Source organism: Pseudarthrobacter sp. fls2-241-R2A-127 (assembly GCF_030209355.1).
Classification (GTDB): Bacteria; Actinomycetota; Actinomycetes; order Actinomycetales; family Micrococcaceae; genus Arthrobacter.
Genome location: NZ_JARVSF010000015.1, coordinates 107,629 through 134,392 on the forward strand (window position 1 = coordinate 107,629; position 26,764 = coordinate 134,392).

Here is a 26,764-nt window from a genome sequence, read left to right on the forward strand (position 1 = left end):
GACAGGACACAAGAATCCTCCACGGGATCCGTTCCGGGAGAGAGGCAGAGGGAAATATGTATCTTCCACAAGGTCAGTACGTTGCTTCCTCGAGCGATCTCTATCACGGTGACCGTGTTGAACCGGTCAACGGCGCCGGGATTCTGAGCTGCGCAGTCGTCGACACGGTGGCAGATTCAGGCGAGATCATTTGGCTGCAAGGTGAAGGGAATAGGCAAAGTACGCTGTACTACTCGAGGACCCGATAGAGATCTACCGGCGTTGACTAGATGCGAACAAACACACCAACGCCATCTTTAGCCACGTCTAGATGGGGCATGCATGGACTCAGTGGGGATCTTTCCCACGCCTGAATTGCACGTCTGGGAATGTGAGCCTGCGAGGGCTTAAATCAAAAACCCGACTCGTTGATCTTGGCAAGCAACGCGACGAGCCGACGGACCTCGTCGATGTCCCATGTGGAGAGGCGATCGTGTAGTAACTGGTGAACCTCCGCGAGGTTCGCTCGGAAGCGGGCGTGGGCCTCTGCTGTCATTGATACGAGCTGCGCCCGTCCATCGTTGGGATCGATGTCCCGGGTGACGAGGTTAAGGGACTCCAACTGGCTGATCGTTCGGCTCATCATCGCTTTGTCCGTTGCCATCTCCTGCGCCAGCCAGCCCTGTTGCCGGGCCCCAAATTGGTAAAGGACCGTTAGAACCATGTACCCCTGTGCTTGCAGGGCAGGGTCGATGGCAAGAGCGCGTGTCTTGATGTTGTTGCGGGACCGCACAATTACGTTGCTAAATTGCTGCTCGACCTCTGCGATGACGCCATCGAAGTCTGTGTGTGGTTCTTGGCTTGGCGAGTCTGCGGTGATCACGGGGTGTCCTGTCGTTGTACCTTGCCGTTTCCGGGCCCCAGGCTTGGGGTGACCGCGACAACGGCCTCGCTGACCTCGGCCACGTTCTGCTCGACGGCTTCCAGGCCTGGAGACAAGGCTGTCGCAGCCTCACTATTTTCGCGCTGCTGGCGGGTTTGGTTGCTTAGCTCCCTGTTCGGTACGAAGACAATTGCAAGGACGGTCAGAATACTCAACGGTGCGGCGACCATGAAAACGTAAGCGACGGAATCACCGTATACGGATTCAACAATGGTGCGCACTGAGTCGGGCAGACTATGGGCATCAGGCATGTTCCCGCTGGCCAGCGCTGCACTAATTTCCTTGCCCTTGTCACCGAGGGCCGCGATAGCTGCCTGGAGTTCGGGAGCCTTGCGTGCCATGAGGGCAGTTACTTTGGTTGCCATAAGAGCCCCCAAGACTGAGACGCCGATTGTTCCTCCAAGGGACCGAAAGAATGCGATCCCAGAGCTGGCAACGCCTATTTCAGCCGACGCGACGCCATTCTGAACAATCAGCACCAGGTTCTGCATAATCATGCCCAAGCCTGCACCCAGGATGAACATGTATAGCGATACCAAGAAGAAGTCCGAGTCGTAGTGGATAGTGCCGAGCAGGTACAGGCCTGCCAGTTGAAGCATCGATCCGATGATCATGATTAGCTTCCATTTGCCGTATTTGGAGATAAGTGCTCCTGCAATAGTGGAAATGATCAGCAGTCCGCCCATCATCGGGATGGTCATCAACCCGGATTGGGTCGCATTCGCCCCCCGGGCAAGCTGCATGTACTGAGCCAGAAAAACGGAGGTGCCAAACATGGACACACCGACGGCGATCGAGGCTATGACCGAAAGTGTGAACGTGTGGTTCCTGAACACTGAGAGCGGAATGATGGGCTCGGCAGCTTTGAACTCCACAAGGACGAAGGCGATCAGTGCGACGACAGCTCCGCCGACCATCAGTGCCGAGTAGATACTCACCCATTCGAACTGCTGCCCGGCAACGGATACCCAGATGAGCAACAGCGAGACTCCTACAGACAGCAGCACGATGCCGGCGTAGTCAATGGAGACCTTGCGCTTGCTCTTGGCAGGGAGGTGCAGGGTCTTATGGATCAAGATGAGGGCAATGGCCGCGAACGGCAATGCGACGAAGAAGTTCCAACGCCAGTTGAGAGTGTCGGTAATAAAGCCCCCAATGAGTGGTCCCCCCACTGTCCCCAGTGCCATCATCGCACCGAAGAGGCCCATGTACTTGCCGCGTTCACGGGGGGAAATGATGTCCGCCATGACGATCTGACTCAGCGCCGTCAAACCGCCCGCGCCTAGGCCCTGGACCACGCGCATTGTAATGAGCATTGAGGTGTCTTGGGAAAAACCGGCGATCGCGGAAGAGACAACAAAGAGGAGCAGCGAAAACTGCAGCAGTGCCTTGCGGTTGGAAAGATCGGCGAGTTTGCCCCAGACCGGCGTGGAAATGGTGGTGGCCAGAAGGGTAGATGTAACCACCCATGTGTAGGCGGTCTGGTCGCCACCCAGGTCGGAAAGAATAATCGGAAGTGAGGTTGACACGACGGTCCCGGCGAGAATCGTGACGAAAATGCCCATCAATAGGGCGGTCAGGGACTGGACTACCTCCCGCTGGGTCATCCCGGAGGCGGACAACCCAGGGTCGGCTGTCGTTGAGTCGGTGTTTTTAGACAAGGTCGCTCCATAGATTTAGTTGATTAAAGTCAACTATATCCTGATTGATTGCTCGAGGCAACCAGTCAGGTAACGAACGCCAGCAGCGCGTTCACTTCCTGGCAGTACCCTGTTCTTCTTCACTCCTGCACACCCCCTGAGTTAGTCGGCAGCCTTGAGAGCTGCGTAGAAGGCCTGCCGCATTCGAAACAATCCACCGGCGTCCTGGACTTGCTGCCGCAGCTGACTTGATGCTGTGGATGGCTGCCTCGCCCAACGATCGTTTCGAAGTAACTCGAATGCCGCTCCGGTCTTTCAGGATCAGGCTATGACGGCTAAGCCACCCGCATCTGACGAAGGCTGACGTGTCATTAGGCATAATCGGTTTAAGGGGAAGCGTGGTTTCGACGAGCTTTCGTGCATCGATGTTGCCAGCGTAGGGTGTCGACGAATCGAACGCGGTGAAAGAGCTCTCGTCATCAGGTTGGGCCACACCCAAACCTGACGTCAGAGCAACCAATGGAAATCGTCAGTATAGGGTTCGAAAAGCAGTTTCTGTACGCGTGCGCAGGGAAGTCAAGGACTCAACCTGACAACCGTCGAACTTCTGGACCTCAATCCCCTTTGCTCCAGATCCGTCAGGAGAGGCCAACATGCTAGTAGCGCACTTGCTGGACACTTTCTAGGGTGACGACTGATGAGCACGCTAACCGGATCTAGGACCACGTCTGTGGCCCTTCACGGAGGACCAGTTCAAGACTCACAGCAAGGACCACGCTGCCCCGTACGGGCGCCAGGGCAGCGTGATCCAGTTTGCCGCGATACACCCCGTCAGAGGTCAACGTTGAGTGTGCTGCCCCAGAAGGGCCGGTATACGCGGACCCAGGTGTTGTGATCGCCGCCAACGGTGCAGTGGACAGTGAACCAGGCCCACCCGCCGCCACTGGGCACATTCGTGAAAGTGACGCTATATCGGGTTGGCATGCCGCCCTGAACCGACGTGTGTCCCTGGTTATTAAGCTCGCCGTATACAGTCGCCTGCTGCCCCCCCTGATCCCAACAACCCGATTTGCCGGTCACTGTCACGGTGCTGCTACCCGACCAGGCGAGGGCAGGAGCGGCGGTCACGAGAGGTGTTACTAAAGCCGCGGACGCCAACGCGAATAGTGCACCCCTTCTGCGAATTGATAATTCCTTCCGGCTGGAAGTGTGGCAAACCCAGATTAGATCAAGGGGTCGTTGTCCGTGACGACTTTGCGATGATCTGACGTGCAAGAAGTCGTCGCCGCGGTCCCTCGAATGCCATACGATTCGAGAACCTTAATTTGCAATTTTCTCTGGGAGTGGCGTCGCGAGCCGATCCTTCAGTGACGCGGTCTCCGGGCAAACTCTCGACTCATCGCTGGCAGAACCACGTGTACGGGTTGTACTTGTTCCATAGACCCGCATAGGCCCCAGGCCCGTACTGAGTGACGCACTCACGGTTCACGTCGATTCCGGCTGTGTAGCCCCAAGGTGATACGCACTTCCATGAGTAGGCGTTGTACTGATTTTGGACGACTGCTCGTAGGCCGTAGCCCGGATACTGGACGTCGCATGCGCGTTGCATGTCCACCCCGCCTAAGTACGTGGACGCGGATGCTGGGGCGGAAGCGGCGAGAGTGCCTGCCATCAAAGCTCCGGAAGTCATGCCCAGAGTCACAAGTAGCCGCATCCGTTTCTTCAGCGTGGGAGTGCACCCGCTGCTCAATGCTGATGGCTGGGCGAATTTTTCATTCATGGTTGTGTCCTTAGGAAGAGCCGGGGACCCGGCATCAGGGATGAAAATATGGGACCGAAGTCCTGCACGACAACGGAGTTGTCGGGGCGCTTTCATGTTTCCTGAGACCTCACTTGGTCTCGGATCCCGGAGGACGATGGAACTGTATTGCAACCGTCCCAGCTGCGGATTTTGGTTTGTCCGGCCCGTGATCGTTTGATGATACGAGTGGACAGGCCCTCACTAAAGGGGCGAGAGCCGTCTGGCCACTAATTGTCCGCTGAAGTGCGTACGCCAAGTCCATGGCTGGATTTCCGGTCGCTACACGCGGCTCTTCAAATCAAAAAATTTCAACCAACGTCGGCTCGTCCGAGTTTTCGGAAGCCGTGGCAAAGATCGTCACGGCGGATGCCCCGCCGGCAAGTCTGATTCGAACCGTAACAGTCCCTGTCTGTGCTTGGTCAAGCACACTAATGACCTTGTCAGCAGCTCTGGTAACCAAACTTGGAGACAGGTCCTCCCCACCGTCGTCGATAAGGTGAACAGTCACACCACGTTTCCTGGCCCTCCACGCCGCTTCAAGGACGTGGTCAGTGGCAAGGCTGCGACCTCGGACTTCATCGCGCAGCTGGGCTTCGATAAGCGTGTATTCCTGCCGCTGTACTTCGCTGGGAATATGCTCGTGGGTGCAGATCTGCTCCAATGCAGGAGCAGCGACGCGGCGAACGTGATTAATCCATTGTGTTCGGGCAACGCCGAGGGCCTTTTCCGCCGCGTAGCGGTCCACCGACGCCCGGGCATCAGCTGCATATTGAATGATGAGGCGGTTATTGTTGCGCAGGAAACGGCTGACCCCGGTGGCCACGGTCAGCCATCCGATCGTCGCGATACTCATCAACATGCCACCGATCCATCCACTAGCGGCGTCGGATGCCCAGATGACGGTGAGGACAACAGACAGAATGCCCCCAATCCACGAGAGGAACACCCTTCCGCGAAGATTTATCACAACTAGTAGGGTGTAGGACGCTGCGGTGTGCCAGGCAGCATAGCCGGGCCAAACGACCTTGGGTAAGACACTGTCGACCAGTACCGCCATGACAATCACAGTTCCGACGCCTGTAAAAGCCCGCCAGATCGCTAGTTCCTGAGGCGCTGGACTTAGAACGATAACCGTAGCCGTTAGGTACAGCATCATCGCTGCAAGGGGCGGCCAAGGGCTGCTCACCTTGTCAAGGCTAAGCAGCCCTACGACGACATGGACACTCGAGAATAGGGCGCACAGAACTGTCAGCATTCTTGTTGAGCTGGTAGCAATCACATCGAGGCGCCTTCCCACTCAAGGTCGACTTCTGTTCCAGTGCCCGGCGTGGATCTAACCTTTGCGGAACCTCCCACGGAATCAAGCCGGCCGATAATTGAAACACGGATGCCAAGCCTTCGTTCCGATACCGAGTTTTCATCGAAGCCCCTTCCGGTGTCCTTTATCCGGATGAGGATCCAATTCTTAGCGGAGTGCTTTCCCGCCACGACATTTACCTCGCACTGTTCTGCTCCGGAATGGCGCGTTGTATTTCGCACTGCCTCGGTTGTGGCCTCAAACAAGGCCCTCGCAACTACGGGGGGAAGGGTGACCCTTGTTGGAGAGTCGCAGCCAACCGAGATTTGAGTGTCACTGTTGCCGTCATCGACAGTGAAGCGAATCCGGGCGGCCAACTCCTTTACTGTTTCGAAGGAGCTGCTCTCGGCACCAGTTTCATAAAGTTCGAGACGTTCAAGGGCGTCACGAGCCAGCAGCGAGCTGGCGTCGTATTCGTGGATTGAATGGGCATTCGCGGCCGTTAGCAATGCAGCCATGACACTGTCATGGAGGAGCCCATCAAGTCTAAGCCGCTCGCGGCTTAGCGCCGTGGCGGACGCAGCCAGCGTGTATAGCCGGATGGCCTCTTCGGCGGCCGCATCCAGTCGGACAGCCGACTGTCGGACGACACCTATGGCCGAGCAGATGACCAGTGCAAGGATGGTTGCAAAGACTGTGTCTTCTCCTGCCCATATCGTCGATCTCAACTCGACCTGGGCGGTCGTGCGAAGAGCCACAAACACTGCACCTGTTGCCAGAGCGAAAAGACATCCCGTCCTCGTGCCGGCAACAAAAGTTACCCACACAGCACCAACATTCACCGCCGCCCACAACCAAGGGGTACCGAATTCAGGCGGCGGGTCAGGCGGCGCAGCGACCTGCCAGAGCGTAAACCCCGCTAAAACCATAACGAGCAGGAGAATATGCGTGATGCGATGGGATCGCCCGTGAACAGAGGCAATAACGGAACAAACAAAGACAGTCAGGATGCCACACAAAAGAATGGCTGCCCACCAAGATCCCGTCCCTTGAACTTGGGCCAGGACGAGACCCAGCGCCTGCAGAAGCAGCACCCCTGAGAATGCAGTGATTCCGCTCCCCAATAACCGCTCCGTCGCCTTTGCAGAAGCTCCCGAGGAGGCGCCTGGAGTCACGCTTACTTCTTTCGCCCGGGCAGTAAAGGCGGGAGGACTCCGTCCTCCACCGCGCGACGATACAACTCTATTTTTGTCCCAGCCGGCCGACCCACTTCCTCGTACTTTTCTCGTATTCTGTCGATGTATTTCTTGACGGTGCCTGATGCAACGTTCATGCGCCGAGCGACCTGGTACTGAGAGAATCCCGTCGCATACAGGCCAAGGCACTCGGCTTCCCGGTCCGATAGGTTCGCAGCGAAGCCAGCGTCAGTCTCGATTGCGGCGGCCAGCTCCTGGTTATCGATGGACTCCCCCGCTGCGACTCTCCGGAGCTTGGATAAGGTCTCACTCATAGGTTCGGATTTGCGGGAAACCCCCATTGCTCCGTTGGCCAGTGCCTGCTGAAGTGACCGAATGTCGTCGCCAAGCGTGTAGATGAGGACCTTGTAGCCAGCCTCGACGAGACGTCTAACGTTGTCTCCCGGGTTTGAACCATCTGCCAGGGAAAGGTCCAAGGCGACTACGTCGCAGATGTTAGCCCCAGCACCCAAGAACGAATCAACTGTGGGAGCGACGCCCTTGATGCTCACCCGGGGCTTGTTTTCGGGAGAGTCACGGATTGCGGCTTGAGCGAGGCCGATCCGTATCGCTTCATGGTCATCAATTAGGCCCGCACGAATCACACACGAATCCACAACTCCTCCGCTCCGCTTCCAAGCCACCGTGACTTCAGTTTGAAGGCCGGCCGACTGTATGCCAATGGGATCGTCCCCCCAATCATTGATTGTTGACTAGGGGGTTTCGCGGCTCGTGTAGCTTTTCTTGCGAAGGAATTATCCGTGTAGCCGCGGGGTTGTGCAGCCCAAAGTTAAGGGATATGGGCTCGCCTGAACTCCTCGATCGAGCAGCCCTCGGGCCGATCTGGTTTAGAACAGCCCCGCTGGCGGTTCCTCGCAGGGCAGAGGCGTGAGTTTGGAGCGGTGGCCGTCGTCTGGGGTACAGCCCTTGAATGGTCCGTCGGTTGAGAACAGGCGGGCATGTGGTGGTCTGCGTGGTCGCGCCACAAGACGCTCATCCTGTGGTGCCGTCAAGGCGGAGGAATTCCCAGGCGCGCCAGAGCGCTTCGAGCCGGCTGATGGCTTCGGCGTGTTTCCACCATTGCGGGCACCAGGTCACGCCGCCTTGCACGTTGAGTTGCCGGCGGTAGCTGGTCGCCAGCCTGTTGGTGACGAATTCGGCGACGTTCGGGTAGAACAGCTCAGGGGCGTCCGGTTCCTCTTCGGCTGGCTCCGGGGCTGTTGCGGTGTCTCCCAGTTCGTCGTCCCACTCCCCCAGTCCTTCACTCATTGGAGGCGCCTGCGGCGATCCACCGGCTCCCTGCGCCCCCGGGCACCCTCCGCCCCTTTGAACAAATTCTGGGACTGCTCATAAGGGCCGGCTTCTCTTCCGCCGACGCCCTCCACGTCTACCGGGCCTACTACGGCTTCCTTTACGGCCACATCCTCAACGAACTCCAGGAATACATCGTGGACCCGGAAGAAAACGAAGCACTCCTCCGCCTCGGACTACACCGCCTCCCCGCGAAGGCATTCCCCCACCTCCGCGCATTGGGACCCGTCCTCGCCGATTACGACGGTGCCGCCGAACTCGACCAGGGACTCACCATCCTCCTCAGTGGACTGAGCCCCCAACTCGCCCGACACGACCCGCCACCGAGTCACTGAGGCAGCACCGAAGCGGATTCGCCGCTTGAGGGGTCACGTCCTGTACGCGCCTCCCACTGGGGTGTGGGCGAGTGCTTCGCAAATTTTGGGCAAGGGCCTGTCGCGCAATCACTGAGGTGTCGTCTGGGCACTCTGTTCCGCTGCCCACAGCCAGGGACATTCCTGATAGCTTATCCACCGCTACGGCTGCCTAGGGAGCTACCCCAATGGCTCCCAAGTTTCACCCGTGGATAACCCGGATTGACCCCAACCATGGACTGCTCACACCCGCACTCTTCCCCTTTTGCCGCCTCACTCAATCTGAATCTAAAGGCTACAAATCTGTGGCGGGAGTATTTACCCGGTCGACGCCCTATGGGGGAATCCCGATGCTGAATCGACTGCTAGCCTTAATTCATGGCAAAAAAGACAGTCGTGCTGCTGGAAGATGATATCGACGGCTCGGAAGCGACCGAAACCTTATCTTTCGCCCTCGACGGCAGTGAATACGAAATTGACCTCAATGAGGGCCACGCCCACGAACTGCGCGAAGCCCTGGCCCGCTTTACCAGCGCCGGCCGCAAAGTATCCGGCGGACGCGGCCGCGCGGTAGCCCGTACCAAGTCCTCGCAGGGTGGACCGGACGCCAAGGCGGTAAGGATGTGGGCCGCTGAAAATGGCATCAACGTAAACACGCGGGGTCGGATCCAAGCGGAAGTCATGGAGAAGTACGAAGCTGCTCACTAGAACCGCAACATTCAAGAATCAGGGCTGGGACATTGATGTGTTCCAGCCCTGATTTTTGTTTGCGTCCAGGTTATCCTGCCGATATAGCCTGTCAGGCAGGAATAGTCCGCACATCCGGGAACCACCCGGCCGGGGCCTTCTTCGGCTCCAAGTGTTCCGGGTCGCGGTGCTTTTGCATGTCGCACTTGTAGAACGGTCCGCGTGGGTCCAGGAGGACGCTCATGTGGTGGTCTGCGTGGTCTTTGAACCAGACGCTCATCCCGGTGGCGCCGTCGAGCCTGAGGTGTTCCCAGGCCCTCCACAGCGCCTCCACGCGTGAGACAGCCTCCGGATGGAAGTACCATTCGATGCACCATTTCGCGGCACGGCCGTCCACGTCGCGGACGTAGGTGGGCAGCAGCTGCTCGTGTAGGAACTCTTCGGCTGAGCCGTAGACCAGCTGCGGGGGCTTTTGCTGCTCGCCCGCATCAGGGCCAGTTTCGTGGCCGTCGGTGCTGGGACTTTCGCCGAAGCGTCCGATTTCTACTGTCATGGCCTTCTCCCTTAACCCGTTACCCAGGGGTTTGCGGTCGGCGCCGCTGCTACCGGTACTGGTTCGTCCTCCGGCCGGGGGCTGTACTTCTTGATGGATGCTTCCACGGCGTCCTTGTGCGGCCCGGTGTACCAGGGCATGGTGCGGACCAGCGTGGCGGGTGCGCCGGAGGCGAGGACGACGGCTCGGCCGCGGTCCAGCTCCGCCAGGTTGGAGACGTCGAAGATGCGCTCCTTTGATTCCTGCCGAGAGCGGCTGGAACCGGTTTTCCCTGATGAGACGGAGACGTTGATGTAGCTGTAGTCCCCGATCAGGTCGGAGAGTGCGCGGAGGAAGCCTTCTTCGGCGACACCGCCGCCGTAGACCTTGCCGTTGGCGGCGGACCAGATTTTCCGCATGTTTGCCTCACCCCAGAGCTCGACGCCTTGGGACCAGGACTGCAGGATGCCCATGACGATCAGGCCCTTGGAGCCGTAGTGGCTGAACTGGTCCGGCAGGCCGGCCCAGCGAACGACGTTGGCCAGCTCGTCCAGGGCGAACAGAGCCGGCTTGGGGAGGCGGCCGCCGCTGCGCTCTGCGCGCTCTTCCATGGCTTCGGCGATCGCCACGGTGAGTGCCGTGGTGAGCGGGGCGGCCGAGCCGGCACCTTCCTTGGAGAGGATGTAGATGGTCTCTTGGGAGGCTGCGAAGGCGTGGGGGTTGAATTGCCGGCGCGCATCGCTCGCGACGCTTGCGCCGCCGGCCGGGGCTACCCAGCGGCGGGTGTTGCGGCTTTTGAGGCACTGGATCATCTTCTCGGCGGTGCCGAAGATGCCGTCGCGTTGTTTGTCGGCGAGCTTGAGTGTGGACTCCAGGCCCTTGTACTGCAGCTCGTAGTCGTGTTCCCGGAGGATTTCGATGGGTTCCTGGCTGACCTGCTCCGTCACCCACAGGTAGACCTGCGTGATTGGCCGGCAACCGAGGGCGGCTGCGAGGAAATACGAAGAGAGGATGTCTTCGGCCTTCGGGTCGAAGTAGGCATCCGGTTTGGACCCGGGCACCCGGGAGCCGACGGCGAAGTGCTGTGTGAGCTTGTACGCTTTCTCTTCGTCGGTGACGTAGGAGAGCGGGTTCCACCACCAGTCCGGTTCTTCCTGGGCGATCTTCTGCGGATCGAACACCCATACCGGGGCCACGTTCTCGCGGACGCCGCGGGTGCCGTCCACGACGTCACGCTTGTTCGACGTCGAAACTACCGCGCCGGGAGCGTCCAGGATTGCGGGCATCACCCGGGAGGTTGATTTACCGGTTCGGGGGCCCCAGATGTCGAGGCTGAGGTCTTCCCAGGACTGGACGAATTTCTGGCCGGTGGAGACCACCTTCCCGACGACGATGCCGGGGTTGTCCTTGATTCCCAGCCGTTCGGCCTTGGTCTGGGCTCCCTTGTCGGAGAACGCGGCGAGGGACTTGCCCCGGCCCAAATAGCGGGCTGCCTTGTCCACGCGGGCGCGCTTGGAGGCACCCTGCCGCCACGCCACCAGGACGACGAGGGCCAGGGCCAGGATCAGCCCGGCCATGACGCAGACGACGATGGTGGACTGGGTGGGCCAGGGCACTTTGCCCTTGACCAGTCCCGCAATTAGGTCAATGGGGTGGGCCGGCGGTGCGTCGATGCCGGCCATCCACGAGCCGAGGTGTACGGCGGCGTAGGTGCCGCCGCCGAAGACGACGATGAAGCCGATGGCCAGCCATACGAGGATGGCGTCGCCCAGGCCCATGCCTTTGCGGTTCGGTGCGCTCACAGCGTGCCTCCTTCGGTGGGCAGGATGGGCGCGGCCGGGTCCAGCATCGGTTCCGGGGATCCGTGCCATTTCCCGTCGGTGTCGTTGACTCCGTCGGGTCCGTGCTCGACGGAGGTCAGGCCGACCTGGACCGGGATTCCTGGACGGCCGCCGACCTTGATGAGGAACTTTCCACGCCCTGGCGGTTCGGCGTCGACGCCGCGGGAGTCCCAGGCGGGCGGGTCCTGCCAGGAGATGAGCTTTTGCTGTTCCTGCCGGGACAGGGGTATCGCGGAGGTCAGCAGCGGCATTTCTGAGGCGGGAAGGCCGCCGCAGATGACCATGCCGGAGCGTTCGACGAAGCCGCGGGCTTTCATGCGGTCTTCTTCTGCGGGCAGGGCCAGCAGGTCGGACATGGTGTGGGAGATCATGATCTGCCCGACGCCGACGGATCGGTTGAGCCGGGTGAGGGCGTCCACGCGGTCGACCATGCCCTTGCCGGCGCGCAGGGCCCGCCACAGCTCGTCCAGGACGACGAAGTAGTTCCTGCGCGGCTCCAGGCCTGCATCGGCGAGGGCGTTGGCGACGTTCACGGTGCCGAAGCCGTAGGACCAGCAGGCCAGCAGCACGGCGGCCTGCAGGTCGGTTTCGGTCTCGTCGATGCTGGAGACGTCGAAGACGACGGCGCGGTCGCGCTTCATGGGGTTGGTGGTTTGCCGCGAGAAGATTTCGCCGAGCTTTCCGCCGCCGGTCAGGCCCAGGAGGGTGGCTTCGAGTGCCCGGGTTTCCTGCAGGTAGATGTTCATGTCGCCGCGGTCCAGTGCGACCTGGCGCAGTTCGTCCGGGGCGGAGACGATCACGTCCAGCAGGTCTTTCAGGACCGGGACGCCGTCAAAGCGTTCATCGAGGACCCGCAGGGCACGGTCCAGGATGGTCTGCTCCTGGTCTGTGGGCGGGTTGTTCCGGCTGATGGTGATGAGGGAGACGACCATAGTCAGCCGCCGGCCGTGGGCGTCGGCGCGGACCCGGGCGGCGTCTTCATGGTGGCCACTGTCTTCCAGCAGCTGGGCTGCTTCGACGGCCTGGCCAGGGTCGAGGATGTTCATGTAGCCGACGCCGCGGCCGAGCTTGATGACCTGGCCGCCGAGGGCTTTCACGGCTTTGACGTGCTCTCCTTTGAGGTCGCCCAGAATCAGCGGGTGGACGCCTTGGGCGGAGAGGCCGATGAACATCCTGCGGACCACCGTGGACTTTCCGAGGCCCGGTTTGCCGAGGATGAATGCGGACGGGTTGGAAATTAGCCGTGCGCGCTGGAACCAGCTGATCGGGTCACAGCAGACCGTTGCCTGGGTTTCTTCATGCCGGCCCAGGGGGACACCGATCATGGGTGATGACGCACCCGAAGAGAACGGCCACAGTCCGCAGACCTGGACGGTCGTTCCCCGGTACTCCCGGACGGACGGGAGCAGCTGGGCCATGCCGCCGCCCCGTCCTGTCCAGCCCCGGGAGCCAGGCCCTGCTTCCTTTGCCGGGGCTTTTGCTGTCTTTGCCTTCTTTGCTGTCAAAAGCTTCATGCGGGCCATTAGAGGGCGTCCTTTATCTCGGTGGGCACCATGCTGTGCTTGGGCAGGACCAGCCCCAGGGGCAGGGAGGCTGCGAAGGCGGTGTCCTGGGATCCGTAGGCGCGGCGCAGCAGCACTCGGGCTGTGCCTGAGGTCTGCTCGATGGCGGCAACGGCGTCCGGCAGGCGTTCCTTGTCGGTCACCGTGGCGGTGACGACCATGCCGAAGTTCACCAGGCCTGCGCCCTGGGCTTCTTCCTGGGCGGTCTGGACAGCAGAGCGGGCATCGATCAGTGCCCGTGCAGTGGGGCGGGTGCCGGAGGTGATGCGGACGTTGGCGTTGTTCTGGTCCCGCTCAACGACCGTTGCGGCGCGGGCCGAGTCCATCGGGCGGTACAGCAGGGAGACGCGTTTGCGGTCAATGTCTCCGTGCGGGGCGAGCAGGCGGGAGAGGACCGATGAGTTCACCGAACCGCGGGGAGCGCCGGTCATGGTCCAGGAGGCTGAGAACGCGGAGTCGTGTCGGTAGTCGTCCCAGCTTGCCTGCGTTGCGGTCGGGCCGACCTCGCCCCAGTTCAGGGATACCGGGGTGCCGGCGGCGTGGGCTTCGTCGATGATCAGCGCTGCGGGCGGGTCGTAGGCGATCCGCACGACCTCGCAGAGTTCCTGCGCGGACATGGGCCGGGCGATCCCGGCGCCGGTGGACTGCAGCCGTGCCGACAGGCCGGGGATCCGGGAGGCCAGGTCGCGGGCGACATCCTCCGGTGTGCGCTTTTTCGAGCCCGCACGGAGGGAGGCGTTGAAGGTCAGGGACACCCAGGCGCGGACCGTGGCCGAGCCTTCCGGGTAGGTGTCGACGACCTCATGGAGCATTTCCCGGGCGAACTGCGGGGCGTTTGGGTCGATGTTCATCATGACCTCATTCCGCAGCCGGTACCCGGAGTCCGGGGCGGTCTCGACGGTGACGGCAGCGGCATCCAGGCCTGCCTCGTCGGAGAGCCCGGCGAGCCAGCCGCCCCAGTTGGCGACCCAGGCATCGACCTGCTCGGGGTCAACGAGGGAGGCGCCGTCGGGTTCGGTGGAGAAGATGACGGTGAAGTGGCTGGTGGCCGGGACGTGGAGCATGGCGAAGGGGCGCTTGTAGGAGTCGGTGAACTCGTACAGGGTGGACTTCGCCGCCAACCCGGGCAGCTGGTACATGCCCCACTTGGTCACGCCAAGAGGGCCGGAACGGTACAGGTTGGTGCCGGAGGACTTGGACACCTTGAAAGCCAATCGGGTACCGAAACGGTCTACTACGGACTGGCCGTGCTTGTCTTTCACTGTCAGCAGCAGCGCGCAGGCGCCGGCGACGGCGAGGACGCCAAGGCCGACGAACAAGCCCCAGATGGCGAAGCTGACGATGCCCAGCAGGAGTCCGACCATGACAATGCCGGTGCCGATAGCGCCGAGGTTGCCTAGGCCGGCTGAGCGCGGGACGCGCCAGTTGCCGTAGGACGGTTCCTTGTATTCGGTGTTAATTGCTGCCACTGGGGCCCTCCCCGGTTGAATCCTGCGCGGTCGTCTTGATTGCCTCTGATGTCCTGGATGCCACCTGTACGCCTGCGGCTACGGCCATGCCGGTCGGCCCCGTGGCTGCGGCACCGGTCGTGGCTGCAGCGCCGCCGGCCGGTGCGGCCGCTCCCGCTTTGCCTGCGGTGCCAGCAGCGCCGCCCGGACCCGAAGAGCCAGGCGTGGGCTGCCCTCCCCCGCCCCGGGGACCGGAGGATCCGGGGCTGCCTTTGGGAGAGCTGCCTGCGTTCGTGTTGGACGTGCTGTTGCTGCTGGCCGGCATCGGTGTTGCATTACCTCGCCCACTGCCGGGACGGCCCATGGAGACAGCCCCGGTTGCAATAGCGCCGACCGCGGCCCCGGCGGCCGCGCCACCGCCGGAAGCAACGGCTCCGACCATTGGGGTGACGAACCGCATCAAGGCCGGAAGTGCGAACAACGCCACGATCATCAACGTGAACCCGCTGATGGAACCCACCAGCGCGTCACGGCCGCTTGTGTTGCCCATCAGTAGAAACGCCACCGAGTACACGATCGCCGCCGCCGGCTTGTAAAGGATGAAGGCGATGGTCCAGCCGACGGCCTTTTGGAACCATTGCCTGCCCATTTCCGTGTTCGTGAATGCGGCGGTGGTGGGCAGGATGCCCGCCAGGATCACCAGCATGCCGCTGCGGACAACCATGAGAACGATCTGAACCAAAGATGCGATCAGACCAACCAGGCCGAGAACGATAAGAATGAACCTGGCGATACCGCTCTGGCCGGTCATAACCAAGCCATTCATTGCCTCGGCAAAACCCTTACCATCCGTGGACCGCTGGATGATCGCGGCCGCGAACGTATCGGCTGCGATCACCAAGATGGCGATGACTCCCAGACCGAGTCCTGAAACCAGGGTGAGTGTGAGAAGTGATCGGAGCAAATCCTTCAGGGGCGCGCCGCGCTGTTCCCACACCATTCGGATACCGCCGATAATCACGGCAAGGACGGCCAGGGCCAGAGTCCAGGGCATCAGCTCACTGTTCACGGCGGATACCACGGGACTGGCTGCTGATCCGTCCTCACTGGTCAGGTTCACGGTTGGCATGGAAACCCAGAAGGTGGATAACGTCGTGACCATCTGGCTCATGCCTTCAGTGATGGCCTTGCCCAGGTTGGTTATGGCGTCGTCCACGGCTCCTGATACCACGTTGCCGGCAACGCACGTGATGTCGCCCAGTTTGCAGTCAGCCATCGCTTAGACCCCAGACCAGGCAATGAAGCCGCTCAGATCAGTGAGCTGGGCTGTACCAGTGAATATCTGGCCATCGTCTGAGGCTTTAACCTTCCAGTCCCCGTCCACCCACCGCAGCGAGAGGACGCTGTGCGCCAAGGCCCCGTTTTGGAGCTGAAAGGCCAAATCAACATCGGCCTCAGTGGGGCTGTAGGACTTCATGATGAAGCCCCTGAATTGTGCGCTTTGACTGGATTCAGTAGATGAACTTCGTGTTGTCGCGGCCTTGATGGCCGCATCCCTGCCAGCGCCCGGGACCAGTAGCCGCTCCGCAAGCTTGACCTCGTCCTGAGCGGACGAACCGAGAGCGACGGCGTTCGCTGCAGAATAGAGTGCACCAGTCGGTGAGTGTGCGAAGCATGAGCGGAAGCCGCTGGCGTCGGTGACACCCGGGCCCGAGGTCGTGGGTTCACTCGGTGCAGCCATGCGGCCGACCAGTTCCCACTTGGATTGGGGAGCCTTTCCCAGTGCTGTGTCAGAAGAAGAAGGCAGCCCACAGATGCTTTTGTCTGCACGGTCGGGGCTGACACTTGCCGAAGCTGAGGCGGATTCCAGTGTGTCCGGGATCGGGCGGGCATCGCTCTGCCCCTTGGGGAGAAGGAAGATCACAATCCCCGCGGCGGCCAGCGTAACCACAAGCGCGGCCGCGATGATGAAGCCGGGTTTGGTGAACGGATTGCTTTCGGTGGTGCTCTCTGTTGACTGGCTCATACGGAACCTCCCGTTGATGGTGCTGGTTTAGACGAAGGCGCGGACGATGCCTGCGGCACCGGTGATGATGATGCAGCCCATGAGGACCCAGCCGAGCTTGCCGATCGCCTGTGCGCCTTCACCGCGCTGGAGCTGGATGACCATGCCGATGCCGACGATGATGACGCCCAGGACGCCCAGGACCAGGCCGATACCGGAAGCCCAGTTCAGGATGGTCAACAGGCCGCCGGCCTGCGCAGGGACGACGGGGGTGGGGTTGGGAATAACGCTGGTTGAGAGTGCAGTGAACGTGTTCATGGTGAGACCTTTCAGTGATTGGTTGCCGTGGCCAGGGCGGCCACGTCGGTAATGAAGCGCTGGTATTCGCGGACGGCTGGCAGCTCCGTGGCGTCCGTGTGCCGCCAGGCGTCCACCCAGGGCAAGGACCAGAACCGGGGCGCTCCGCCGCCTACGAGGGCGGTGAAGTCCCGGAGGGCTTTGGGTGTCTTTCCCGGGGCGTCTGCAAGGACGGCGAGGCCGAGCAGGTCCACCTGCGGGGCGGCGCCTGACGCCCACTGGGTGAGTGCGTTCCTGGCAGTTGTCAGGCCCCGCATGTCTGCGCGGCAGACCAGCAGCACCTGCGGGCTGGCTCCGCTGGGGAGAACGGGCCAGCAATGATCCGTCGGACGGGCAGATTCGATGAGGTCAGCGATCCGGCTTTCGCCCGCTCCCCCATGTGTACCAACGACCCAGAGGCGGGCTGTGCCGGCCATGCTGCGGGTCGCAAGCCTGTCTGCCGCGTCGGGTTCAACCATGCCCCGAAGCGGTGTGCTGATGACCGCCACCGGCGGGGCAGCCGCAGCCCGGGATTCCTCAGCCGGTTCATCAGCCGTGGGGCGGGCAACCCAGGGGTTCACGGTCTGTTGCATGGTCCCTCCTCTCAACTCTCAAGTTCCGTAGAAATGGTTAGAAGCCTTTGGCGACGGCTGCCGCTGCAGCGAGCCATGCCCGCTGGGTCGCGGGCTGGAGCGCTTCGTAGCGGATCGGCCCGTTGACCAGGGCAGGGTCGTACGGGATGCGGACGACGGCGCGCACGAACGGCTCGAAGCCGTCAGCGATCCGCTGCGCCTCGGCCTTGGCGCGCTTCAGGGCATCCCCGGTCATGCTGCGCTTGGCGTCGGTGGACTCGGAGACGATCACGACGGCGTTGCGTGCCAGCTCGGCGTCGTGGCCGCCGCGGGATTCGAGGGTCTGCAGTGTCAGCCGGGCGGCTTCTGCACGGTCCTCGATGGCAGTGACGGGGACGACGAGCTGGTTGGTGTGGTCGATCATCCGCCGCCAGTTCGCTGCCCGGGCGGTGTTGCCGGAGTCCATGATGACCAGCCGGTAGTACCGGGTGAGGACCTGGTGGGCGATGTCCACTTCCTCGGCGGTGACTTCGTGGTCGCCTTCTTCGTTTTCGTCCGAGCGCAGCACGTCGAACTTGTCGGCGGTCTGGTGGTGGACGAACTTGGCGATCTCGGCCGCGTTAGTGGACGGGGACAGCAGCTCGGTGGAGGAATCGATCAGGTCCAGGACGCTGCGGTCGTGGGCGCCTTTCTCGGTCCGCCATCCCAGGGTGCCCTGGGATTCGTTGTTGTCCCAGGCCACCGTTGCTGCGCCGCTGTAGCGGGCAAGGATCGCCGAAAGCATCACAACCGTAGGGGTCTTGTTGGCCCCGCCCTTGCGGTTGACCACGGCGATGGTCCGCGGGCCGGGCCAGTGCTGGCTGACGGTACGGATGTCTTCACGCTCGGACAGTTCCTCCGCTGAGGGGTCCATCCGGAAGCCCAAGCGGGTCAAGGTGCCGCGCCAGCCCTGCGTAGCCGGCTCCAGCACAGGGGCGCTGACCAGGAAAGAGGTCTCCTTCAAACTGCGTCGGGTCACCGGCGCATCGGCTGCAACAGCCTGATGCGGTGCCTCATCGTCGGCCGGAACCACATCCTCGGCCAACACCGTCTCGGCGGGAAGGGGCGGCCACGGCTTACGTTCCACCGTCGGCTGGGCAGCTTCAGGCTTCCCCACGGGCGTTGGCGCTGGAGCGGTGTCGCTGGCTTCGACGGCGGCCGCAGCGGGAGTGCTGGCGGGTGCGGCAGTTCTGCGGCGGGCGGCCCGGGGCTCGTAGGAGACGGATTCGACGTTGCCGCCCGGGTGGACGATCAGTTCGCCGTGGCCTTCGGGATCCTCAATGCGAACCCGGACGGGGCGCTGCAGCGTCTTGGCTTCGGCCACCACGAGGGCCAGTGCGTTGTCGCGCAAGTCCTGCAGGGTCTCCCCTGCCGGGACGACGCGGGAGTTTCCTGCGACGACGACCTCGGCGGTGCCGTTGTCGCTGATGATGGCCTTGATGTTCGGGAAGGCCAGGACCTCTGTTGGAGTGGTGCTCATGAACCTGATTCCTTACGTTGACGGGGTTGGTGAAGTGCGGGCGCTTAGGACGCGGTCGGGGTGAGCCGGTTGACCTTCCACGGAGCTTCCGGGCCGGTGCGGAGCAGCTGCAGGGTGTAAATGCCGGCGTCGGTGGGCACGGCTGCCATGACGCCGTAGCCGTTGGTCTCATCGACCGTCAGTGTTGCGGGGCCGGTGACGCGGGTGGCGGGGACGTTGGCGGGGTCAACGGCTGAGTAGTCGGCGGTGGCCTGCGGCGTGAGCCAGCGGGCGAGGTCGTTGGCCCACTGTTTGTCCTGCACGCCCGGGCGGGCGAAGTCGGTCATTGCCTTCTGGGCGGTGTCGACGGCGGCGTCCTTGCTGGCCTGATCCCAGCTAATGCCGATGGTGGCCGGGACGGTGCCGTCGGGGGCCTGCGGGCCGCTGCCTGCGCTCAGGGAGACCGGTGCTGAGGCTGTGGCGGCCGTGCTGGTCGCCGGGACCGGCGTGGTGTTCGCTGCCGGTGCGCAGGCCGTGCACAGCAGGACCGCCGCGGTCAGTGCCAGGGATTTTTTCACTTCTTCTCCTCTTGGGTGGGCAGGTACAGGAAGGCTGACGGAGCCGTGTTGCTGACCGTCCGGGTGTAGTAGTTGTGGTCATCCGGCGGGGGGTTGCCGTTGTAGCCCTCTTCGACGTAGGTCCCGTTGTCTTTGACTTCCTTCACTACGGCGACGTGGCCAAAGGTCGGGTCCGCTCCCCCGGCGCCGGGTGCGTACCAAACAACGGCACCAACACGTGGTGTTTTGCCCGTGGCCCAGCCCTTGGCGTCCCAGCCGGACTTCCAGGTCAGCGCAGAACCCAACTTCTGGCCGTCCGGGCGGAAGGTGCCGTTGAGGAATTTGAACGGAGCGGTGGTGGACCCCATCTGCTGGTTCACGCGCCACAGGGCAAAGTCCACGCATTCGCGGTAGAACATGCCCAGCGGCGACGCCACCGCCGGGCCCGTGCCGGCTTGCACCCAGGTTGGTGAGTTCTTCCACGGGTAGTCATCCTCGGCGCCGGACTGCCCGGGGATAGGGCAGCCGCTGCCTTCCAGCGAGAACTTGCCGTCCGAGAGTGCCTGGACGATTTTCACGGCCTCGGGCCAATACTTCTGGTAGTGATACGGGTCCGCGTTGCGCTGGACCTTGTTGCCGGCAATGGTCGGCTCCAGCAGCTCCCAGCCAGCCACCTTCTGCAGCGCCTTGATGAAGTTCGTGGCGCTGATGGTCGGGTCCATCCGATCCGCGTACGATCCCCACGCGCCGTTCCCGCGCTGCTGGAACAAACCCCGTGAATCCGGCCCCGCGACGTCGCCGCGGTCAAGAACACGGAGCCCGGACTCCCCCAAGGCGACCATGACGCTGATCATCTGGCCTTTCACAGGCAGATTCAGCGCCTTGCCCGCCCCCATGATCGCCGCAGCGTTCTTCAATTGCTCCTGGGAGTAACCATCGACCTTGGTATCGCCGTTGATCGACACCGAGACGGTCGGGCCGCAGTCGGCAGCGGCGGGCTTCGCCGGGGCAAGGAGTAGGAGTAGGGAAAAGACCAGCCCGAACATGAGACCGGGGACCATGATCAGCGCCACAAGGCCAAGTGACTTCCGCTGCATGTGAATCCCCCCTGAGCCGCAGGCGTTAACAAGCTCCCCCAAACGATACAGGCCTGTAGTGAACATGTGCAATGCCTGTAGTTGGCATGCATTCTACATATACAAGGTTAGGGGGACGTTACGATGAGTTGGCTTCGTAACACTTCTTGAATCCGCGCTGGAGGGTGGGACCTGATGCTGACGACACGGCGCGGTCTAGCCTGCCTGGCGTTCCTTGCACCCGTGGCTGCACTGTCTGGATTCGCGGTTCTGATGGCGCGCAAGGTCGTTGGACGGGGACCGAAGGACTATCGTCGCGCCGAGCTGAAAGATGATGGCCGCAGGCTCCGAATCGACTTGGATGACTACACCAAAGCCCAAGGCGACTTTGGCGTGTTTGACCCTGCAACAGAACGCTACACAAGAGTCGGTGAGGTCATGCTGATCGACGAGGATCAAAAGTTCGTTGAGCGGCTAATCCATACGCAGGACTCCCGGCCGACGTCCCTGGGGCCGGTGGTCGATTGGACCCCTGATGTGTTCTTCGAACCTTCTGCGGTGGCCGGGCGGTTTGAAGAGGTGCACATCCCCACCGAATACGGTGCGGCACCGGCTTGGTTATTCGAAGGTAATAACGCGGGCACATGGGTGATCCATATTCATGGCAGCTGGACTGACCGCTCGATCATGTTTCGTGACGTCCACGCTTTCAGTCACCTGGGCTTCACGTCTCTGGTTCCTTCATTCCGCAGTGACTTGGAGGTCAGCCCGCCACAGGCCGAATCGAGCCACCTTGGGCAAACGGAATGGCGTGACGTGGAAAGCGCTGTTGCCTATGCCGTGGCTCATGGAGCGAAACGAATCATCCTCTCGGGCTGGTCAATGGGTGGCACCATTGCCCTGCTGACAGCAGAACGCAGCGCCTACCGTGACCGGATCGTCGGGATAGTCCTGGTTGGGCCAGTCACGAGCTGGCGTAAGACCATTACAGCGGGGGCGGCACGGGCAGGAGTGCCGCCGGTAGGGGCCAACCTTGTGATGTCCCTGCTGCAGGCTCCCCTCTTCGCGAGGATGCTCGGGCTGGAGGAAGCGATTAACTTCGATGACCTTGAATGGGTCGATGTACCCAACCGGGTGGCAGTTCCGACGTTGGTTCTGCATTCCCACGCGGATCAGGAGGTTCCCTGGGAAATCTCGGTGGCGTTCCAACGCGCGAATCCGGGCACCGTCACCCTGATTCCTCTACCGGAGGCGCACCACACTCAGGAGTGGAATGCCTCTCCCAGTGCTTTCACGAATGAATTGACGAGTTGGATTAGCAGGACGATTCTGACCTAGCACCCCTAGCCCTGGGCGTCGAGCTTCGCCTCAATCTGGCTGATCCTGCCCTGAACAGACTCCGGGAACGCTGTCAGGTTCCCTCGCTGGTAGTTGTGCAGGACGATGAGGCTTTTGTAGACCCCATTCTCCAGCGTTTCATTGAAGAGGTCCCATGCCGGGCTGACTCGAGAGTGGTCTGCGTGCACCCGGATCCTCAGCCCAGTCAGCCAGAGCGCGTCAATCATCCAAAGCCGCAACTTCGGGATTTGCTTCGACAGGAAGAGAATCAGCCACCCGGCTGCCGTCACCGAGAGGCCGGCGTAGAACAGACGGTCAAACCATGATCCGATCGCCTCTGCGAAGGTATGCCAAGGCGAGAAATGGAAGAGCAACACGTACGTGAGGTGGCACGAGACCGCTGCCGCAACTACGAGCAGGCCTGCTGAAAATGTTGCGTACAGGCCCCTGGCCTTGTGCCGGAGCATATAGATAATCCTCAGCACGGTGAACAGCAGCGCGAGCATGTAAGAGCCGCTGTATACAGCGGTTGCGAGCTGGTCCATACGGTAATCGATGAAGTCCGCCGACGTTGGAGCTTTGTCCTTAACCAGGGCGAAACTGGCAATCATGATGGGAATGCTCAGCAACGGAGCATAGTAAGGCCACCGGACCGCCACATTCGCTAGCCTCCGCACGCTGTCGTTGAAGAAGAAAATGGCCAGCAGCGCGAAGATGGCTTGAAGTAGATTCGCCACGTTGATACCACCGAGGTAGCTGTCGATGGTCTCTAGCGGTGTAACAGTTCCCAGGACGTAGAGCGCCGCGAGGCCGAACACTGATGCCACCCAGGAGGCCCGGGCTTCCGCCACCTTGACCACTGAGGGGATCCGAAGGAGGCATAGGGCAGTCAGCAGCGCCACGAGCAGCAGTTTCATGGTTTAGAGGAAAGGCTCAGGCTCGAACGAGCTCCGTGCTCGGGTCATTTTCGACATTTCGAAAGCGAACTCCTCTACCCAGCGTTCGACGGGATGGTTCGGGACAGACCGGCAGGTGATGCTGATTGCATCCGCGGTTTCCCGCAGCATCTCTTCCGAGAGGTTCGGCAGAGCCAAAGAAGTCCGAAGGCTCTCCAAGTAGATATGGCCAAGCTCGTGATAGATGCAATGAAGTTTGTACTGCTGCGACTTCTGCGGAGGGAAATAGACGTTAATGCGGTCTTCAAATTCGGCTTTGAATGCCGTCAGCGCGCCCCAGGACTCCTTGTACTCGACCAGATTGATCGGCTTCTCGCAGATTATGGTCAAGCGGTCGACGACTTCCTCCATCGACGTCGCACCGTCTCCACATAGCTCCTGGACCTTTTCGGCGACAGGCGGGAGGCTCATTTATTCTTCCTCTTCGCCGTTCATCGATCCATCGATAATCCTGGTGATCGTCTTCAGCATCTCGGGCGAGGTGGCGCCCAAGTTTCTCGCCGCAAAGTTCTTCACCTTGAGCTTGCGCATCTGCACAAGGAATTCCATACGCGCTTCTACTTCAGGAGGAGTCTCGCTGTTGAGATCACAGAGATAACTGGCGGGTACGGCAAAAACGTACTCTGCTATGCCTTTCAGCAGTTCCTGATCGGTCACCAGGCTGCCGGTGCCGTTAATCAAGTAGGACCACCGTGTCCGTGACAGCTGGATACCGTGGGCGGAGAGTGCCTCCTCCACGTGAGGGTACGTGAGCGCGCTGTTGTGATCGGACTCCCAGATGTCCACCAGAATGCCCATGCGATCCGCCAGCCGCTCTTTCTTCTGCTGTTGCGTGAGAAACACGCTGCGGCCCCCATTTGCCATCAATAAAGCTCCTTAGCCAAGCTCAGCCTCTTGTGTAGGCCGCCACACAGAGCAGGCGGGCAGCTAACAAAATGCTACCCGACGCCTACCAGGGCGTACAGGCAGTGAGTTGTGCATGTGCGGAACATGTATGTAGTCTGGCGCTTGCATGGTCTTTTGAAGGAGCACCGCGTGCCGCCACGGCAGAACTTGTACGTCTACAGGTTCTCTTGAACCGAAGTGAGGGTGAGTGACATGGAGGAATACCGTCCACCCAAGCTGCTCGGTAAGAAGGCGCCGTTGAATTGCCTTGTGCAACCGGATCAGCATTTCGCTGCCTGGAAGGCGAGACAGCGGTACAACATGTCTTTCGGTGAGTATGTAGGCGCCCTGATAGACCGCGCGGAAGGCCGGCCCAACAAGCTTGATGGGATGCAACAGGGGACACTGACTGGTCACAAAGACGACACGCTCCCGTTTTCTGAAAACAAATCCCATGAGGGTTGCTAGGCCGGTGATAGTTTCGGAGCAGTCGCGAAGGATCATCCTGTGGTTCTGCGGGGCGGGCACCACAACGATGAAGCTGTAGCGGCTTAGGCGGCTACAAAATCAAAGGACACAGCAAATGACGGCAGTAGCAGTAAATCGAGGCGGCGGGCGTCCTAGCAAAGGGCTGCGCAAGTTCATTGGTTTCCGCTCACCTGAACCAACCGCTGACGGTATCGCCAAAGTGGCAGCGCACAAGGGCCTGACCGTTACGGAATATCTTCTGTCCGTTGTCGAGCCACAACTCAAGGAAGACCTGGCCGCACTCGACCGGGATGACTATCAGCAGGAGTTGCCCATCCGCATGGCCTCATAACCAAAAGAAGGCCCGCACTAGGCGGGCCTTCGAAGCTTGAGACTTACCCTCTGGATTGCTTGCCGGCGGATCAGATTGTAAGTCGTGGAAGGCCTGAAACGGCCATCCTTTGTGTTGCTATGAAACCGATCTGGCAGGATCGGCCCTTTTTCGTACCTCAATCCCCGAAAGGATTACTGACATCGTACATCAGCACGTCTCCGTGCTGCCATTACACCCCACTTCTGGCGTGTCAGGACAGCAGGATGACCCAGCCACCCTTTGGACAGCACTAACACCACTGCTGGCCGGTCAGCCGCGCGTACGGTTGTCGCGGGATGGGGGCAAGACCTACCCGCAACGACACGAACGGAACCTAACCGAAACGCTCCCCTCTTTGCCCGCGGCCGTGAGAATTTTTGGCAAGGACGGCACCTGCGCGGCGATCTTCCTCGACTTCGACTCCTCGGTAGCAGGTACGGACTGGGTCCAGGCCGACGTCCGCGCGGTCCAGACCTGGCTGCACTCGGTCGGGGCCCGGTGGATTGAGGACTACTCCCCCAACGGCGGCCGCCACGTCTACGTCCCGCTGGCGCAGCGGGTCACCTTCTCCGAGGCGCGTGATCTTGTCGAGGCGCTGGGCACCCGGTACCGGACCCTGGACAAGACCCCGCACCAGAACCTGCTCCACGGCTGCATGCGAACCCCCGGCTCACCGCACAAGCGAGGCGGCCACCAGGAACTGGCGATGAGCCTGTCCATGGCCTACGACATCGCCCGTCGGCCCAACAGCGCAGCGGTCTGGACCGCTATGACCCAGGATCTTTCCGCAGAGATCAAAGCCGTCAGGGCACTCCGCCAGGAAGAGACCTTCACCCCGGCAACCTCCTCTGCACCCGTCGTGGACCACCCCGTGGGCCGCATGTCCCGGGCTATGCAGGTCCTCGCCCAGACCGGCATGTACGACACCAACCGGTACGCCTCAGACTCGGACGCTCGCCAGGCAGTCATCGTCGGCGCCGCAGCCGCCGGCCTCGAGCTCGTTGACGTGGAGCGCCGCATGCTCCAGGGAACCTGGCCTGGTCTGGCATCCTTCTACGCCCGGTACAGGGCCCGTCACAGGCTCCCGGCCCTGCGCCGGGACTGGATGAAAGCCCTTAGCCACTTGAGAAAAAACCCCGCAAAAACCGACCCGAAGGACAGTGTCCGCAGATCCCCCACAAGCCAGCCAGATACACAGGCGGCAGGGGTAAAAGGGATTTCTTCAACTTCTAACCCCGATGCAGAGCATCGGTTCATCCGAAGCTGGCGAAATGCGCTGCGCATCAGGGAGGTGAACTACCAGGAATCCCGGACAGGAATGGCACGACGGATGGTGCTTAGGGCGTTAGGGGAGGCAGCACACATGACAGCTTCCCGGTTTATCGAATTCGGCGTCCGGTCCATCGCGGTCGCCACAGGCCTCGACCACACCACAGTCGGCCTGCACCTGAGGGAACTACGTGGCGAAAAGGATCCCCTGATTACCCTCGTTGAAGAAGCCCGTGGAACTAAGGGCGATCTATACATGCTGACCATTCCCGAAGAGCTGAAGACAGCAGCCGAGGACGCCTCCTGGCGGAAAGGGAAAATCCATGCCCTCCGCCCGGTGTTCCGGGAACTGGGGCTGCCGGCCGCGTTCGTCTACGAAGCTCTGGAACACTCTCCCTTCATGGTGACAGCCGACATCGTGCGCGTCACCCGGTTGTCCCGGTCCGCCGTGCATGAAGCCCTGGAGGTTCTTGCCGCCTGGAACTTGGTCTCCCGAGGTGCAAGCCGGGCTTGGTCGATCGTCACTGGCACCTCGCTAAGGCTGCTCGCCGAACAGTTCGGGGTGTTCGAAGCTGTGGCCCTCCAGTTGCATCGGTATCGCAACGACAGGATTATCTGGCGGGAATGGCTCGCAAGGAACGTCGACTGTGTTCCGCAGCTGCTCTCCCCCGATGATGACTATCCTTGGGAACTCTTTGAGGGGCCCCCTGATGAATGGTCGCTGTCCGATATGGCTTTCAACAGAGCGGGGTGAAGGCCAGAGTCAAAGTCGGTCAGCGGCAAGTCCATGTGGCCGTATGCA

General features: G+C 61.5%; 25 protein-coding genes. 5 read left to right on the forward strand and 20 right to left on the reverse strand.

Annotated features, from left to right (window positions below; genetic code table 11):
* Window positions 1-391: 391 nt before the first annotated feature.
* The 6 genes from QRN53_RS12650 to QRN53_RS12675 form a co-directional block, all read right to left on the reverse strand.
* Entirely contained in the window at window positions 392-862 is a 471-nt protein-coding gene (locus QRN53_RS12650) for a MarR family winged helix-turn-helix transcriptional regulator (RefSeq protein WP_285244195.1), read from the reverse strand.
* Window positions 859-2,529 carry an MDR family MFS transporter gene (locus tag QRN53_RS12655; RefSeq protein WP_285244239.1) on the reverse strand — a complete coding sequence of 557 codons (1,671 nt, stop codon included), beginning with the start codon at window positions 2,527-2,529 and terminating at the stop codon, window positions 859-861. Before QRN53_RS12655 ends, QRN53_RS12650 begins: the two co-directional genes overlap by 4 nt.
* A gap of 2,132 nt (window positions 2,530-4,661) precedes the next feature.
* Window positions 4,662-5,618, reverse strand: a complete 957-nt coding sequence (locus QRN53_RS12660; protein WP_502934845.1) for a DUF8320 family protein — start codon at window positions 5,616-5,618, stop codon at window positions 4,662-4,664.
* Window positions 5,619-5,638: 20 nt separating this feature from the next.
* Complete coding sequence (locus QRN53_RS12665; RefSeq protein WP_285244197.1) at window positions 5,639-6,418, reverse strand: sensor histidine kinase; 780 nt, start codon at window positions 6,416-6,418, stop codon at window positions 5,639-5,641.
* A gap of 419 nt (window positions 6,419-6,837) precedes the next feature.
* Window positions 6,838-7,407: a helix-turn-helix transcriptional regulator gene (locus QRN53_RS12670; protein WP_285244198.1), complete on the reverse strand. Its 570-nt coding sequence runs from the start codon at window positions 7,405-7,407 to the stop codon at window positions 6,838-6,840.
* Window positions 7,408-7,888: 481 nt separating this feature from the next.
* Window positions 7,889-8,164, reverse strand: coding sequence for a DUF4913 domain-containing protein (locus QRN53_RS12675; protein WP_285244199.1), 276 nt, complete (start codon window positions 8,162-8,164; stop codon window positions 7,889-7,891).
* On the opposite strand from QRN53_RS12675, the gene QRN53_RS12680 reads away from it, so the two are divergent.
* Window positions 8,164-8,541, forward strand: coding sequence for a TetR/AcrR family transcriptional regulator C-terminal domain-containing protein (locus QRN53_RS12680; RefSeq protein WP_502934842.1), 378 nt, complete (start codon window positions 8,164-8,166; stop codon window positions 8,539-8,541). The genes QRN53_RS12675 and QRN53_RS12680 overlap by 1 nt on opposite strands.
* A gap of 396 nt (window positions 8,542-8,937) precedes the next feature.
* Complete coding sequence (locus QRN53_RS12685; protein ID WP_285244200.1) at window positions 8,938-9,267, forward strand: histone-like nucleoid-structuring protein Lsr2; 330 nt, start codon at window positions 8,938-8,940, stop codon at window positions 9,265-9,267.
* Between the two features lie 91 nt (window positions 9,268-9,358).
* Here the strand turns inward: QRN53_RS12685 and QRN53_RS12690 are convergent, their stop codons facing one another.
* From QRN53_RS12690 to QRN53_RS12740, 11 genes are read right to left on the reverse strand one after another with little or no spacing between them, the layout of a single operon-like run.
* Window positions 9,359-9,799, reverse strand: a complete 441-nt coding sequence (locus QRN53_RS12690) for a DUF4913 domain-containing protein (protein ID WP_285244201.1) — start codon at window positions 9,797-9,799, stop codon at window positions 9,359-9,361.
* 11 nt (window positions 9,800-9,810) lie between these two features.
* Window positions 9,811-11,580, reverse strand: a complete 1,770-nt coding sequence (locus tag QRN53_RS12695) for a type IV secretory system conjugative DNA transfer family protein (RefSeq protein ID WP_285244202.1) — start codon at window positions 11,578-11,580, stop codon at window positions 9,811-9,813.
* The gene (locus tag QRN53_RS12700) at window positions 11,577-13,142 is read right to left on the reverse strand and encodes a helicase HerA domain-containing protein (RefSeq protein WP_285244203.1); all 1,566 of its coding nucleotides are present in this window, start codon (window positions 13,140-13,142) and stop codon (window positions 11,577-11,579) included. Before QRN53_RS12700 ends, QRN53_RS12695 begins: the two co-directional genes overlap by 4 nt.
* Window positions 13,142-14,650 carry an SCO6880 family protein gene (locus QRN53_RS12705; protein ID WP_285244204.1) on the reverse strand — a complete coding sequence of 503 codons (1,509 nt, stop codon included), beginning with the start codon at window positions 14,648-14,650 and terminating at the stop codon, window positions 13,142-13,144. Before QRN53_RS12705 ends, QRN53_RS12700 begins: the two co-directional genes overlap by 1 nt.
* Window positions 14,637-15,905: a TrbL/VirB6 family protein gene (locus QRN53_RS12710; RefSeq protein WP_285244205.1), complete on the reverse strand. Its 1,269-nt coding sequence runs from the start codon at window positions 15,903-15,905 to the stop codon at window positions 14,637-14,639. Before QRN53_RS12710 ends, QRN53_RS12705 begins: the two co-directional genes overlap by 14 nt.
* Window positions 15,906-15,908: 3 nt before the next feature.
* Window positions 15,909-16,655, reverse strand: coding sequence for a DUF8175 domain-containg protein (locus tag QRN53_RS12715; protein WP_285244206.1), 747 nt, complete (start codon window positions 16,653-16,655; stop codon window positions 15,909-15,911).
* Window positions 16,656-16,682: 27 nt separating this feature from the next.
* Window positions 16,683-16,952 (reverse strand): hypothetical protein, encoded by a 270-nt coding sequence (locus QRN53_RS12720; RefSeq protein ID WP_214944378.1) that lies wholly within the window; start codon window positions 16,950-16,952, stop codon window positions 16,683-16,685.
* 11 nt (window positions 16,953-16,963) lie between these two features.
* Entirely contained in the window at window positions 16,964-17,563 is a 600-nt protein-coding gene (locus tag QRN53_RS12725) for a DUF6668 family protein (protein WP_285244207.1), read from the reverse strand.
* Between the two features lie 37 nt (window positions 17,564-17,600).
* Window positions 17,601-19,061, reverse strand: coding sequence for a chromosome partitioning protein ParA (locus tag QRN53_RS12730; protein WP_285244208.1), 1,461 nt, complete (start codon window positions 19,059-19,061; stop codon window positions 17,601-17,603).
* 44 nt (window positions 19,062-19,105) lie between these two features.
* Window positions 19,106-19,618 (reverse strand): hypothetical protein, encoded by a 513-nt coding sequence (locus tag QRN53_RS12735; RefSeq protein WP_285244209.1) that lies wholly within the window; start codon window positions 19,616-19,618, stop codon window positions 19,106-19,108.
* Window positions 19,615-20,694 carry a CHAP domain-containing protein gene (locus tag QRN53_RS12740; RefSeq protein WP_285244210.1) on the reverse strand — a complete coding sequence of 360 codons (1,080 nt, stop codon included), beginning with the start codon at window positions 20,692-20,694 and terminating at the stop codon, window positions 19,615-19,617. Before QRN53_RS12740 ends, QRN53_RS12735 begins: the two co-directional genes overlap by 4 nt.
* Before the next feature lie 174 nt (window positions 20,695-20,868).
* Between QRN53_RS12740 and QRN53_RS12745 the strand changes: the two genes are divergently transcribed.
* Window positions 20,869-22,011: an alpha/beta fold hydrolase gene (locus tag QRN53_RS12745; protein ID WP_285244211.1), complete on the forward strand. Its 1,143-nt coding sequence runs from the start codon at window positions 20,869-20,871 to the stop codon at window positions 22,009-22,011.
* Window positions 22,012-22,016: 5 nt separating this feature from the next.
* On the opposite strand, the gene QRN53_RS12750 is transcribed toward QRN53_RS12745, so the two are convergent.
* From QRN53_RS12750 to QRN53_RS12760, 3 genes are read right to left on the reverse strand one after another with little or no spacing between them, the layout of a single operon-like run.
* Window positions 22,017-22,928, reverse strand: coding sequence for a hypothetical protein (locus QRN53_RS12750; RefSeq protein ID WP_285244212.1), 912 nt, complete (start codon window positions 22,926-22,928; stop codon window positions 22,017-22,019).
* A gap of 3 nt (window positions 22,929-22,931) precedes the next feature.
* Window positions 22,932-23,378: a hypothetical protein gene (locus QRN53_RS12755; RefSeq protein WP_285244213.1), complete on the reverse strand. Its 447-nt coding sequence runs from the start codon at window positions 23,376-23,378 to the stop codon at window positions 22,932-22,934.
* On the reverse strand, window positions 23,379-23,831 hold the full coding sequence (locus QRN53_RS12760; protein WP_018762619.1) for a hypothetical protein: 453 nt from the start codon (window positions 23,829-23,831) through the stop codon (window positions 23,379-23,381).
* A gap of 604 nt (window positions 23,832-24,435) precedes the next feature.
* Here QRN53_RS12760 and QRN53_RS12765 point away from each other — a divergent pair.
* Both QRN53_RS12765 and QRN53_RS12770 read left to right on the forward strand, forming a co-directional pair.
* On the forward strand, window positions 24,436-24,672 hold the full coding sequence (locus QRN53_RS12765; protein ID WP_026264817.1) for a hypothetical protein: 237 nt from the start codon (window positions 24,436-24,438) through the stop codon (window positions 24,670-24,672).
* A gap of 202 nt (window positions 24,673-24,874) precedes the next feature.
* Window positions 24,875-26,716 (forward strand): MarR family transcriptional regulator, encoded by a 1,842-nt coding sequence (locus tag QRN53_RS12770; protein ID WP_502934843.1) that lies wholly within the window; start codon window positions 24,875-24,877, stop codon window positions 26,714-26,716.
* The last annotated feature ends 48 nt before the right edge of the window (window positions 26,717-26,764 follow it).

Coding starts and splice junctions, on each gene's coding strand:
- QRN53_RS12655 (WP_285244239.1), bottom strand. CDS start 2,529: ATGACCCAGCGGGAGGTAGTCCAGTCCCTGACCGCCCTATTGATGGGC.
- QRN53_RS12660 (WP_502934845.1), bottom strand. CDS start 5,618: ATGCTGACAGTTCTGTGCGCCCTATTCTCGAGTGTCCATGTCGTCGTA.
- QRN53_RS12675 (WP_285244199.1), bottom strand. CDS start 8,164: ATGAGTGAAGGACTGGGGGAGTGGGACGACGAACTGGGAGACACCGCA.
- QRN53_RS12685 (WP_285244200.1), top strand. CDS start 8,938: ATGGCAAAAAAGACAGTCGTGCTGCTGGAAGATGATATCGACGGCTCG.
- QRN53_RS12690 (WP_285244201.1), bottom strand. CDS start 9,799: ATGACAGTAGAAATCGGACGCTTCGGCGAAAGTCCCAGCACCGACGGC.
- QRN53_RS12700 (WP_285244203.1), bottom strand. CDS start 13,142: ATGGCCCGCATGAAGCTTTTGACAGCAAAGAAGGCAAAGACAGCAAAA.
- QRN53_RS12710 (WP_285244205.1), bottom strand. CDS start 15,905: ATGGCTGACTGCAAACTGGGCGACATCACGTGCGTTGCCGGCAACGTG.
- QRN53_RS12715 (WP_285244206.1), bottom strand. CDS start 16,655: ATGAGCCAGTCAACAGAGAGCACCACCGAAAGCAATCCGTTCACCAAA.
- QRN53_RS12720 (WP_214944378.1), bottom strand. CDS start 16,952: ATGAACACGTTCACTGCACTCTCAACCAGCGTTATTCCCAACCCCACC.
- QRN53_RS12725 (WP_285244207.1), bottom strand. CDS start 17,563: ATGCAACAGACCGTGAACCCCTGGGTTGCCCGCCCCACGGCTGATGAA.
- QRN53_RS12730 (WP_285244208.1), bottom strand. CDS start 19,061: ATGAGCACCACTCCAACAGAGGTCCTGGCCTTCCCGAACATCAAGGCC.
- QRN53_RS12740 (WP_285244210.1), bottom strand. CDS start 20,694: ATGCAGCGGAAGTCACTTGGCCTTGTGGCGCTGATCATGGTCCCCGGT.
- QRN53_RS12745 (WP_285244211.1), top strand. CDS start 20,869: ATGCTGACGACACGGCGCGGTCTAGCCTGCCTGGCGTTCCTTGCACCC.
- QRN53_RS12750 (WP_285244212.1), bottom strand. CDS start 22,928: ATGAAACTGCTGCTCGTGGCGCTGCTGACTGCCCTATGCCTCCTTCGG.
- QRN53_RS12755 (WP_285244213.1), bottom strand. CDS start 23,378: ATGAGCCTCCCGCCTGTCGCCGAAAAGGTCCAGGAGCTATGTGGAGAC.
- QRN53_RS12760 (WP_018762619.1), bottom strand. CDS start 23,831: ATGGCAAATGGGGGCCGCAGCGTGTTTCTCACGCAACAGCAGAAGAAA.
- QRN53_RS12765 (WP_026264817.1), top strand. CDS start 24,436: ATGACGGCAGTAGCAGTAAATCGAGGCGGCGGGCGTCCTAGCAAAGGG.